The organism is Sphingobium quisquiliarum P25 (genome assembly GCF_000445065.1).
Lineage (GTDB): Bacteria > Pseudomonadota > Alphaproteobacteria > Sphingomonadales > Sphingomonadaceae > Sphingobium > Sphingobium quisquiliarum.
The window spans coordinates 1-11,114 of the sequence record NZ_ATHO01000153.1; the positions used below are offsets into that span (position 1 = coordinate 1).

Consider the following 11,114-nt stretch of genomic DNA (forward strand, 5'->3'; position numbering starts at 1 on the left):
TCCTCGGCGGCAGCAGCGCCGGGGCCGCTGCGATGCCGTCCCTGCCGAACCTTGCAATCGCGACACCCGACGCGGCCGCTCCGCAGCTCGCCGAGGCCGCGCAGGGCGACCGGGCCGCCAAACAGGCTTTCATGGCGCAAGCGTCGAACCAGCGGACGGTCAGCGGCGAACGCCTCGTGGCGCCGGCCTCGCCCAACATCGTGCAGGCCGGCAGCATCATCCCGGCCGCGCTCATCACTGGTATCCGTTCCGACCTGCCCGGCCAGATCACCGCCCAGGTGACAGCCAATGTCTATGACAGCCCTACGGGCCGCATCCTGCTCATCCCGCAAGGGGCGCGGCTGATCGGCGAGTATGACAGCGAGATCGCCGCCGGCCAGACGCGCGTGCTGCTCGCCTGGGACCGTCTCATCATGCCGGACGGCCGCTCAATCGTTCTCGAGCGCCAGCCCGGCGTCGATGGAGCCGGGTTTGCGGGCCTACAGGATCGCGTAAATCAGCATTGGGGCAATCTGCTCAAGGCGGCGGCCGTCTCGACGCTGCTCGGTGTCGGCGCCGAACTGGGCGCGGACAGCGAGGATGACCTGACCCGGGCACTGCGCCGCGGATCGCAGGACACCATCAACCAGACCGGCCAGCAGATCGTGCGGCGACAGCTCAACGTGCAGCCGACGCTCACCATCCGGCCGGGGCATCCGTTGCGCGTGGTTCTCACCCGCGACCTCGTATTGGAGCCGGTTGGAGGCGCACGATGAGCAAATTGAAGTTGGGCCCGCTGGCCGACGATCGGCCGGTCAAGCTCTCCGTGGAGTTGCCCGCCGCCGTGCATCGCGATCTTGTCGCCTATGCCGCCGCCCTGGCGGCCGAGACCGGAGGAGCGCCAGTCCCGCCTGACAAGCTGGTCGCGCCGATGCTCACCCGCTTCATGGAAACCGACCGGGCTTTTCGCCGGCACCGTGCGCAAGGGAAGTGAGCACGCGCCGCCTGCCGTCAGTTGCCCATGAACTTCTTGAAGCGCTTCCGGCCTTCTGCTTCGATCACGGCTTGCTCGGCATTGGCGCACTCGCCGCCGCGCGCCGTTCCTTCGGCGCATTGCGCCGTGACCTGCCGCGCTTCGTCGGGATGCGCCGCGAAATATTGCGTTCCGCGCGGCGCGGCGGATGCTCGGGCGGTGGGGGACAAACCCGTGACAGCCGCCATTTGATTGACCGGCACGATCACCGGGCGCAGCACGAAGCCTGCTCCAAACCCGATGATGAGCGAAACCAGCACGATGATGAGTATCCTACGTCGCGTCATGACCGCTCCATTGCCGATTACTTAGGCGACGACTGCGATCCTATCATAGGCGGCAGCGAATAGCGGAAGGTCACGAAATCAAGGAACCGCCGTAATACGGCGTTGTCATTGTCCTCACGCCAATAGCCCGAAAAGCCGATTCGTATGTGGCCGTTGGCTTCGTGAATTTCGCGATACACCACCCCTGGTACATGGATGCCGAGTGCTGACTCTGCGACTATTGAAATATGCTTACCAAGCGCAATGGCGCTGAGCACCGTGTCGCGGCCGATGTCATCCATCTCGATTTCGGGTGTGTAACCTGGCATTCCAAGTTTGCCAAAGAGCATGTTCCTCGTCTCCGGGCCGGGATCTCGTTCGGGCAGCAGAAAACGCTCGCCGGTCAGGTCGGTCCAATGGATGCGCTCGCGATCGGCGAGTCGATGACCTTCTGGCATTGCCAGCAGAATGCGTTCGCTCCAGAAAGGGCGGCTCATCTGACCTTGGTAGGGAGTCTCGCCGATCATAATTGCGATGTCGAGCAAGCCGTTCTCGATTCCGGTCAACAGCATGTCGCGATCACGCTCGAAGCCATGCACCTTCACGGCCGGAAAGCGCTTTCCGAATTCGCTAAGAGTAGCCCGCAAGTTGCCGGCCGAGAATGAAGTGTAGAACCCCACCGCAAGTTTACCGGCATCGCCGCGCTTTGTGGCGCGCACCCAAGCATTCAATTCCTCGAACTCTTTCACGATGCGCTGGGCCGTGCGAAGGTATGTCTCGCCATGCGGGGTCAAGGTTGCACCGCGTGTTCCGCGGTCAAATAGAGTCAAGCCAAGGCGCTTCTCAACTTCGAGGATGTGTCGGCTGAGCGTGGCCTGTTTAATGTTCATACTCCGTGCCGCTCGGCTGAAGCTGCCGGCTTCGGCCGCGTTCATCAGATAGCGGAGGTGTCTGAGCTCGATCACTTCACTTCTCGATTCCTGCCTACCTCCAACACGCCATATCTTCAGGGACGATGGAGCTTGATAAAGCCGCACCTTCGCCCTGCTTCCTTTTTAGTCGGGGCATGTGTCCCCATCGCCCGGTAAATCATTCAAGGCGCTATCACGTACTTTTTTGATGAGGGTTTTGCATTCGCAAGCGTCATTTGGATTGAGGGAGTCCGACTGTTGATTGAGCACTGCTTGAACCGCGAGATCGTGAGGCGTGAATGAAATCGTTCTGTCACCGGCTGCTGGCATTGAGTGGGTTATCTGTCATGTGCTGGGCACATAACTCAAATGTCGCTTTTCAGAAAATTCGCTCCGCGCCTCCGGCAAATACTCAAGCAACGGGGCGTTTCCGATTCTGAAACAGAGGAGCTCGTTCAAGAGGCTTTTCTACGTCTCCTTCAGTATAGCAAGGAAAACGAGGTTGACCGGGAGGAGGGATTTCTAGTTAGAACCGCAGTCAACTTGTCGATTGACGCAGGCCGCCGGTCCCGGCGAATGGAAACTGTCGCCGATTCTGTGGATGATTTGGTTCTGATCGACGAATCGCCCGACCAGGAACGAATTGCGATCGGCAAAAGCCGGTTGGAGCATCTGACAGCTGGCTTCCAGCGCCTTGATCCCAAGACGCGTGCGATTGTTCAGGGGAGACGCGTAGACGGTCTGTCAACCCGGGAGGTGGCTTTGCGCGAAGGTGTGAGTGTCAGCGCGGTCGAAAAGCGGCTCGCCAAGGCTATGCTGTTTCTATCCGCCTGGATGCGGAATTTCTAATGAATGTGAGAGTCCTGTGACTGGAAAGCCTGAAGCAGAGGCGGCGGTCTGGTTCGCCCGATTGGGTGACGACGCGCGCGAGCGCGAAAGGCATAGGGGCCTTGCCGAATGGCGTGCAGAGCGTCCGGCGAATGCGGCCGCATTGGCGGAAATGGATGCGCTATGGGCAGATTTGGAGCATGTCGCGGCTCTGTCCTTCTACGACGAGAAGGCAAGGCGAAAGCCTGCCGCAACAGCGATCGATAAAGGAGCCAGACCGCCGCTCTCGGTCATTCCGAGCCGTCTGTGGTGGTCCGCCGCCGGAGCGGCGGCTATGGCCGCAATGCTATTGCTCTTCCTGGCACATCCCTTCTCCAACTCTCAGATCTTTGAAACTGCGGTTGGAGGGCAGCGGATCGCCTCGCTGCCTGATACCTCGCGCGTCACCCTCAACACGGATTCCAGGGTTGCGGCACGTTTCACTGCGAATGAACGGTTGATCACGCTCGATCGCGGAGAAGCGCTTTTTGAGGTGAGCCGAGACCCGAATCGGCCCTTCATTGTCCAGACTCACCTGGGGAAGGTAACGGCGCTGGGCACGAAATTCATTGTCCGCGATCGCGGAAGCTCCATGGAAGTGACCCTGCTGGAAGGCAAGGTTCTCGTGGATCCCGACAAGGATGGACAAACCAGCTTCATCATGACCCCGGGGCAGCGCGTGCGCATCGGCACCGCCGGCACCGCGCTTGTGGACAAGCCTTCGCTGGAAGCCGTGACGGCTTGGCGCAGCGGCGGGCTTGTTCTGCAGGATATGTCCGCCGCTGCCGCAGTTGGCGAAATGAATCGCTATGGGCAAAAACCGATTACGCTCGATAGATCGGCGGACGTGGCAGAATGCCGGGTCAGTGGTGTCTTCCGGGTGGCAGACACCGAGCGCTTTGCCCACATCCTTGCAAGGATTTGCGGTCTGCGGCTCGAACAGCGGGACGATCGGTATCTGCTCATCCCTTAACAGCGCCGCCGCCGCGGATATGCGCCACACGCGTTGAAGGCGTGTACGTCACTCAGTTCTCCTGCTGGGGAGGACGCACTCCTGCCTCGCGCCACGAATCTAAAAAAAATTGTGAGGACATCAGTCGGCGCAGCGTCCTTGTGTGTGTAGGCAATGGAGCGATCCGTTCACCTCTCGCTCAAGCATAATGCATGAACCGGAAAGCAATAGGCATCCATAGTTTTAGCTATGGGTGCTTTTCGTTCGTGAACTAATAAGAATACTTCTAGTAAAAAGTTTTATGACTCTTGATAAGAGTCTCTGTTCTGTAACAAGGATTATCTAACTGCGCTCCAGTAAGTGCGGGGGGACGTCCTGTGTTGATGAGTGTGTAATCGCACTCTTTGCAATCATGGGCGAACTCCGGATCGAGTACTCAAGTCTGGAGCGGGGAAATGAAGCGAATTCTTGTCGCGTTTGGCGCGATGTGTCTGATGGTGCCGAGTGCTGCTTCGGCGCAAAGTTGGTGGAACGACGACTGGGGATACAGGCAGGAAATTGCCCTCAACGCCGATGGCGCGGTGGGCGATGAAGTCGAAAACGCACCTGTCCTCGTGCGCCTTCATGCCGGCAATGTCGATTTTACCCGCCTCAAGGATGATGGCAGCGATCTGCGCTTTACGACCTCGAATGGAACGCCGCTCGACTTTCATCTGGAGCGCTTCGACCGGCAGGCGGAAATCGCCTTTGTCTGGGTAAAGCTTCCCCAGATTTCCGCAGAACGCCAGCTCATCTATGCCTATTACGGAAATGGCGAGGCCGCTGGCGCATTTTCCGCTGCTGACACCTATGATGGTGAGCAATCGCTGGTCGTTCACTTCGCCGATGGGGCGAGTCCGCGCGACCAAACGGCCAATGCCAACACGATCGGCAACTTCACTGCCCAGCTGATTCCGGAGGGGATTGTCGCCGGCGGCGCTCGTTTCGACGCCGAGAGTCGCATGGAAGTGGCGGCAAGCCAGTCCTTGGCGGTTCCTGCCGATGGCGCGATGACGGTGTCGGCCTGGATCAAGCCCGGCAATCAGCTTCCCGCCGAGGCAGCCATTTACACCAAGCAGGGTGAAGGCGCGTCGCGCATGGTGATCGGGCTTCGCGGCGGAACCCCGTTCGTGAGCGTGAACGGGGCCGAGGCGGTAGCGCAGGCACCGCTCTCATCAGGTACTTGGGCCCACCTGGCCGTGACCGCTGGCGAAGGTGTGGTGCGTCTTTATGTCGACGGTGCCGAAGTGGCGCAGCTGGCGGCACAACTGCCCGCTTTGAATGGACTGGAGATCGTCGGTGCGAACGGCGAGCTTCCCGGCTTCATGGGCGATTTCGACGAATTGTGGCGCGCCAACGCTGCACGCTCGGCGGATTTCATCGCTCTTGCCGCCAAGTCGCAAGGCCGCGACGCGTCCATCGTCCAGCCGAGTGGAGAAGCGCAGCAAGCCGACAGCGAAAGCCACAATTATCTTGGCATCTTGTTTGGCGCGCTGACGCTGGATGCGTGGATCGTGATTGGGATCCTTGCCGTGATGCTGGTCATCGCGGTCGCCGTGATGGCGACCAAGACCATGCTGCTTGCCCAGGTGGAGAAGGCCAACACCGCCTTCCGGGACCGGTTCCGCCGTGCCACCGCGGACGCGGGGATGCATGATGGCATCGTCAACAACGAGCATCTGAGCTGGGACGCAGGATCCACGCTGGGGCGCCTGTTTGAGACCGGGCGCGACGAAACCCGCCAGCGTCTTGCAGAAGGCCGCCGGTCATCGCGAGACAACTTCGCCTTGGCGCCGCAATCGGTGGCGGCAATCCGGGCAGCGATGGACGCATCGCTGGCGCGCGAGGGACAGCGGCTCAATGCGCGGCTGGTCCTGCTGACCATTGCGATCTCGGGCGGGCCATTCCTCGGGCTGCTCGGCACGGTCATCGGCGTGATGATCACCTTTGCCAGCGTGGCCGCGGCCGGAGAGGTCAACATCAATGCGATTGCACCAGGCATTGCCGCTGCGCTGCTGGCGACCGTTGCCGGCCTCGCCGTCGCGATCCCAGCGCTGTTCGGCTACAACTGGCTGCAGAGCCGGATCGAGAAGATCGAGACCGACAATCTCGTGTTCGTCGACGAACTCGAGAAGCGCATCGCCGAAACCTATCGCCCCACTCTCGCCGCCAATGCGGCCTGACGGACGGCAAGGGGGAGACGAGCGATGCAGGTTCACAAAAAGCGCAAGCCCTATGACGAGATCAACGTCACGCCGATGGTTGATCTCACCCTGGTGCTGCTGATCATCTTCATCCTGCTGACGACGGCGGCCGTCCAGGGGATCAAGGTGAACGTACCCAAGGCCAGCTCCTCGGTAAGCCTGGCCAAGCCGACGACCAAGGCGATCACGATCGACGAGCAGGGGCAGGTCTATCTCGACACCTTCGCCGTGACGATCGACGAGCTGGAATCGCAGCTGCGGACTTTCAAAGCGACGACGCCGGAATTTCCGGTGGTCGTGAAGGGTGACCGGGTCACGCAATACGGCCGGATCATGGAAGTGCTCGACGTGTGCAATCGCGTCGGCATCACGCAACTCGGACTGGTGAGCGAGAGGGCGCGGCCGTCATGAGCGAAAAGGCCGTCACCAAGGGGCGGTGGCCCAATCGCATCCGGCAGAGCGGGGCGGTTGTAGCACCGGTCGCTCTGCTAGCGCTGCTGGCCTGGCTGTTTTGGCCGAGCGGGGAACTCCCGCAGAGTCGGGAGCGCGTGGTCACCACGATCGACATGGTCCAGCCGCCGCCACCTCCGCCGGAGCCGGAAGATGAGATCATGGAGGATGAAGAGGAGATCGTCGAGCCGGAGGAGGCACCGAGCGAGGCGCCCAACGAACAGCCCAGCGAGACACCGCAGGATGCGCCGGCCGAACCCGCTTCCAACCAGCTGGCGGGGCTCGATCGACCTGCCGACGCCGGTTCCGACAATTTCCGCCTGGCGGCTGGCGGCGGCGGCGGACTGTTCGGACGAGGCACCGGCGGGGGCGGTGGCGGCGAATGGGGCGCCTATGTCGAAGGGCATATACGCCGCGCGCTGATGCGCGATCCCCGGACGCGGGCCGCGCGAGGATCCGTTGGAGTTACCGTGGTCATCTCCGAGGCGGGCCGGTTCACGCAGGCAGCCCTTCGCGGGACCACGGGCGATTCCGATCTCGATGCCGCCATCCGCGAGGTTCTGCGCGGCCTGCCACCGCTCAGCGTTCCGAGGCCGGCTGACCGCGCGGCCACGACCTACGCGACGATCGACATGAGGCGAAGTTGAGCCGGCAGCCGATCCGCAGCGCGCTCGCGGGTCAGTCCACCCGCACGAACAATCTGGAGTTTTCGATGATTTCTCGCTTGGCCCACTGCGTCAGCGCCCTGGCCTTGGGTATCGCCCTTGCCCCCGCGCTCCACGCGCAAACGACCGATGCGGCAGCTGGCGAGACCGCTGCCCCGGGCGCGGAGCGTCTTGTCGATATTCTGAATTATCAGGTCGAGGGCAACAGCGTGCTCTCCCGCAAGGAAATCGAGCAGGCGGTCATGCCGTTTCTGGGTCCGCAAAGGCCTCTTGCCGATGTTGACCAGGCGCGGACCGCCCTGATGGAGGCATATCACGCCAAGGGGTTCGAGACGGTCAACGTCATCATCCCCGCGCAGGAGGTGCAAGGCGGCAATATCCGCCTCAAGGTCGTGGAAATGCGGGTAGGTCGTCTCCGGGTTGACGGCGCGACCTATTACTCGCCCGAAGATATCAAGGACCGAATGCCTTCGCTCAAAGAGGGCGAAGTCCCCAATTACAACGATCTTTCGCGTGAGCTTGCTGCGGTCAACAGATCCCAGGACCGGGTCATTGCGCCGACCCTGCGGGCGGGTCTCGAACCGGGAACGGTCGATATCGATCTGACGGTCGAAGACAAATTGCCGCTGCACGGCACGCTGGAACTGAACGACCGTGCGAGCGCCAACACCGAGCGTCTCAAGCTCTCCGGCTCGCTGACCTACGCCAATCTCTTCCAGCTGGATCACAGCCTGAGCTTGCAGGGCCAGATCAGTCCGCAAAACCCGAGCGAATCCTGGGCGGTGTCCGCATCCTACGCGGTTCCCATCCGCAACACCCCCATCACACTGGTCGCATATGGGGTTCACACGGACAGCGACGTCGCCGCGCTCGGCGGCATCAACGTCCTCGGATCGGGTGACATCCTGGGATTGCGCGCCATCTATTCGAGTATTTCGGGCGACCCTGCCGAACCAACGGTGCATCAGTTCACCGCCGGGTTGGATTACAAGAGCTTCAAGGAGAATCTGCTCGCCGAAGACGAGGACAGCGCGGCCTATACCCCGATCGATTATGCGCCGCTGATGGTTCGCTACGCGCTGTCGAAGCGGACACCGAAGTTCGACTTCGATTTCGGCATCGGCGCGTCGTTCGGTCTTCGCGGCCTTGGCGCCGATGATGTCGAGTTCGGCCTAAAGCGCTACAATGCGAATGCCAATTGGTCTGTGCTGCGCGGTGATGCGTCTTATACGCGCAAGCTGCCGGGCGACTGGCGAGTGGGAGGCGCCGTTCAGTGGCAATATGCGGGTGAACCCCTCATTTCCAACGAGCAGTTCTCGCTCGGCGGCTACGATAGTGTCCGCGGATATTATGAAAGCTTCAATCTGGGGGACGATGGCGTTTCCGGCCAGTTCCAGGTCGACACCCCATCGCTGCTTGCCGCCGGCCTCATAAGGCAGCTGCGCCTCTTCACCTTCGTCGACGGCGGCTATGCGAGGATCCATGATCCGCTGAGTGTTCAGGATGAACATATGCGCCTGCTGAGCGTCGGCGGCGGCCTGAATCTCCAGCTCGACTACGGACTTAACGGTGCGCTGAGCATCTCCAGGCCGCTTGTCGACAGAGCGTCGACCCTTTCCGATTTCGGTGACGGATTTCGGCTCCAGTTTCGGATCTGGGAGCAGTTCTGATGACCGGACAGCCCTTCCTTTCACAAGATCAGACCCACCCCATTCCGCCGGCGCACGTCATCGCGCCGGCGCCAATTCGAACGAGGATTGAAATGCTCAAGACAAAGGCTCTTTTGGCAAGTTCGGCGATCGTTGCTGCCATGTTCGCTTCAGCGCCCGCGATGGCGCAATCGACCGACGATGTCGGTGTCGAGATCCTCCAGCTTCTCGTGGACGAGGGCGTGATCCCGTTCGACAAGGCAAAATCCATTCTCGACAAGGCTCGCGAGAATGCGGCGATCCGCGCCGAGGCGCAGGCCGCGGCCAAAGCCGAGGACGTGGTCAACGTCCCCTATGTGCCCGAGACGGTCCGGGCCGAAATCAAGGACCAGGTGCGGGACGAGGTCGTCCAGACCGCTAGGGAAGAAGGCTGGGTCGCTCCCAACACCTTGCCCGACTGGGTCAATGCCGTCCGCGTGTCGGGCGATCTGCGCGTGCGCGGGCAGTATGACAATTTCGGTGAAGGCAACTTCCCGTTCTTCCCTGATCCCAATGCGATCAACCAGCTTGGCGGCGTCACCGACGCGGAAGGCTTTCCGCTGCTCAATTCCACCGTCGATCGCAAGCGGCTGAATTTTCGTGCGCGTCTGGGGTTCGAGGCCAAGGTCGCCGGAGGCATCCGGGTCGGGGTCCGCCTCGCCTCTGGCGACGAGCCCGGCGCCGTTTCAACCAACTCCACCTTCGGCAACTATTTCGACCGCGATGCCCTGTGGGTGGATCGCGCCTTCATCGACATTGAGCCGGTTGCCGGGGCTCATGTCATCGCCGGCCGTATGGCCAATCCCTTCTATTCGACCCGGCTTGTCTGGGATCCGGACATCAACCCCGAAGGTGTGGCATTGGCGGTCGATCGACCGATCACGACCGATCTCGGAATCTTCGCATCCGGCGGCGTCTTCCCGCTGCAAGAGCGCGAGATTTTCGACGATTCCTATCTCTATGCCGGGCAGGTCGGCGTTGAGTATGGGCGGGATGCGCCCGTTTTTCTCAAGTCGGGCGTGGGCTATTATTATTACGACAATGTTCAAAGCCTGAAGAACCCGGCCGACGGCTCGCGCGTGAACGACTGGAGCGCGCCGGATCATCTCTCCAAGGGCAATTCGCTGTTCAACATGCGCACCGACGGACTAACGACCCTCGCCGGCCGCGCTGCTCAATATGAACTGCTGAGCGGCACCATGGAGGCCGGCTACCGCTCCGGTGATCTCGTGTTCAAGCTGTCCGGCGAGGTCGTGAAGAACCTTGCCCTTGATCGCACGGAGATCAGTGCGCTGCGTGGTGAAGCGGGGGTCAGGCCGGGCGATCTAGGCTGGTTGGCGCGGTTCCAGGCTGGTCACCCGGTCATATCCGAACGCGGCCAATGGCGTATCGGCGCAAGCTATCGTCGGGTCGAAACTGACGCAGTGCTCGACGTGTTCACGGACTCCGATTTCGGTCTCGGCGGCACCGATCAGGAAGGTTACGACCTTGAGGCCGAATTCGGGGTGCACAAGAACACGTCCGTGCGCCTGCGCTGGTTCTCGTCGGATTCGATCGAGCGCGCACCGTTCTCCGTCGATGTTCTTCAATTCGATCTGCTGTCTCGCTTCTAAAATGGGGACGACGATGAGAACGATATTTATCGGTGCGATGGTTCTGACCTCGCCGGTGATGGCGCAGTCGCAGACAAGCGAGGCCGTCCCGCCCGCTGAGGCTGTACAGCAGGATCCGGAGCTCGTTCGCGCGCAACGGATTGCCGACAATGCCCGGCAAGAGGTGGAGCGCCTTCGCGCCGAGCTAGCACTCAAGGATGAGCTGATCGCGCTCGGCATCGAACGCAACGCCGAGCTTTACGCGATTGCGTTGGAGGTGATCGATAAAGGTCTGAACAAACGCTCGATCGATCCCTTCCTGCAAACACAGCGGGTGAGGATGGAAAATCTCACCCAGGATTATGTCGATCGCGCGCACGCCGCGCGGATTTATCCCGGAATGCCCGCGCCCAGCGAACAACAGGCCACGGACCCGGCATCCCCCCAATCCAACTAGTCGACCGCGCC

General features: G+C 61.5%; 12 protein-coding genes. 10 read left to right on the forward strand and 2 right to left on the reverse strand.

The features are described 5' to 3' along the window. The coding region (locus L288_RS38900) for a TrbI/VirB10 family protein (RefSeq protein WP_021239570.1) at positions 1 to 755 on the forward strand (755 nt) is incomplete at its 5' end. After that, positions 752 to 973 (forward strand): DUF2274 domain-containing protein, encoded by a 222-nt coding sequence (locus L288_RS38905; RefSeq protein WP_021239571.1) that lies wholly within the window; start codon positions 752 to 754, stop codon positions 971 to 973. The genes L288_RS38900 and L288_RS38905, both read left to right, overlap by 4 nt. A gap of 17 nt (positions 974 to 990) precedes the next feature. Here L288_RS38905 and L288_RS38910 read toward each other — a convergent pair whose 3' ends face one another. Both L288_RS38910 and L288_RS38915 read right to left on the reverse strand, forming a co-directional pair. After that, the gene (locus tag L288_RS38910; RefSeq protein ID WP_031304805.1) at positions 991 to 1,299 is read right to left on the reverse strand and encodes a hypothetical protein; all 309 of its coding nucleotides are present in this window, start codon (positions 1,297 to 1,299) and stop codon (positions 991 to 993) included. 17 nt (positions 1,300 to 1,316) lie between these two features. Continuing rightward, on the reverse strand, positions 1,317 to 2,243 hold the full coding sequence (locus L288_RS38915; RefSeq protein ID WP_021239573.1) for a LysR family transcriptional regulator: 927 nt from the start codon (positions 2,241 to 2,243) through the stop codon (positions 1,317 to 1,319). Between the two features lie 315 nt (positions 2,244 to 2,558). Here L288_RS38915 and L288_RS0122135 point away from each other — a divergent pair, with 315 nt between their 5' ends. The 8 genes from L288_RS0122135 to L288_RS38945 all read left to right on the forward strand — a co-directional run bounded on the left by L288_RS0122135 (position 2,559) and on the right by L288_RS38945 (position 11,103). Then, positions 2,559 to 3,038, forward strand: coding sequence for an RNA polymerase sigma factor (locus L288_RS0122135; RefSeq protein ID WP_031304807.1), 480 nt, complete (start codon positions 2,559 to 2,561; stop codon positions 3,036 to 3,038). Between the two features lie 16 nt (positions 3,039 to 3,054). Next, on the forward strand, positions 3,055 to 4,029 hold the full coding sequence (locus L288_RS38920) for a FecR family protein (protein ID WP_084466040.1): 975 nt from the start codon (positions 3,055 to 3,057) through the stop codon (positions 4,027 to 4,029). 434 nt (positions 4,030 to 4,463) lie between these two features. After that, on the forward strand, positions 4,464 to 6,230 hold the full coding sequence (locus L288_RS38925) for a DUF2341 domain-containing protein (protein WP_031304810.1): 1,767 nt from the start codon (positions 4,464 to 4,466) through the stop codon (positions 6,228 to 6,230). Positions 6,231 to 6,254: 24 nt separating this feature from the next. Further along, entirely contained in the window at positions 6,255 to 6,662 is a 408-nt protein-coding gene (locus L288_RS38930) for an ExbD/TolR family protein (RefSeq protein WP_021239577.1), read from the forward strand. Continuing rightward, positions 6,659 to 7,348: a hypothetical protein gene (locus L288_RS42135; RefSeq protein WP_021239578.1), complete on the forward strand. Its 690-nt coding sequence runs from the start codon at positions 6,659 to 6,661 to the stop codon at positions 7,346 to 7,348. The genes L288_RS38930 and L288_RS42135 overlap by 4 nt, the downstream gene beginning before the upstream one ends. Continuing rightward, positions 7,345 to 9,036 carry a ShlB/FhaC/HecB family hemolysin secretion/activation protein gene (locus tag L288_RS38935; protein ID WP_021239579.1) on the forward strand — a complete coding sequence of 564 codons (1,692 nt, stop codon included), beginning with the start codon at positions 7,345 to 7,347 and terminating at the stop codon, positions 9,034 to 9,036. Before L288_RS42135 ends, L288_RS38935 begins: the two co-directional genes overlap by 4 nt. Beyond that, the gene (locus tag L288_RS38940; protein WP_084466043.1) at positions 9,036 to 10,667 is read left to right on the forward strand and encodes a putative porin; all 1,632 of its coding nucleotides are present in this window, start codon (positions 9,036 to 9,038) and stop codon (positions 10,665 to 10,667) included. The genes L288_RS38935 and L288_RS38940 overlap by 1 nt, the downstream gene beginning before the upstream one ends. Positions 10,668 to 10,680: 13 nt before the next feature. Next, complete coding sequence (locus L288_RS38945; RefSeq protein WP_152522109.1) at positions 10,681 to 11,103, forward strand: hypothetical protein; 423 nt, start codon at positions 10,681 to 10,683, stop codon at positions 11,101 to 11,103. Positions 11,104 to 11,114 lie beyond the last annotated feature (11 nt).

Coding starts and splice junctions, on each gene's coding strand:
- L288_RS38945 (WP_152522109.1), top strand. CDS start 10,681: ATGAGAACGATATTTATCGGTGCGATGGTTCTGACCTCGCCGGTGATG.
- L288_RS38905 (WP_021239571.1), top strand. CDS start 752: ATGAGCAAATTGAAGTTGGGCCCGCTGGCCGACGATCGGCCGGTCAAG.
- L288_RS38910 (WP_031304805.1), bottom strand. CDS start 1,299: ATGACGCGACGTAGGATACTCATCATCGTGCTGGTTTCGCTCATCATC.
- L288_RS0122135 (WP_031304807.1), top strand. CDS start 2,559: ATGTCGCTTTTCAGAAAATTCGCTCCGCGCCTCCGGCAAATACTCAAG.
- L288_RS42135 (WP_021239578.1), top strand. CDS start 6,659: ATGAGCGAAAAGGCCGTCACCAAGGGGCGGTGGCCCAATCGCATCCGG.
- L288_RS38930 (WP_021239577.1), top strand. CDS start 6,255: ATGCAGGTTCACAAAAAGCGCAAGCCCTATGACGAGATCAACGTCACG.
- L288_RS38925 (WP_031304810.1), top strand. CDS start 4,464: ATGAAGCGAATTCTTGTCGCGTTTGGCGCGATGTGTCTGATGGTGCCG.
- L288_RS38940 (WP_084466043.1), top strand. CDS start 9,036: ATGACCGGACAGCCCTTCCTTTCACAAGATCAGACCCACCCCATTCCG.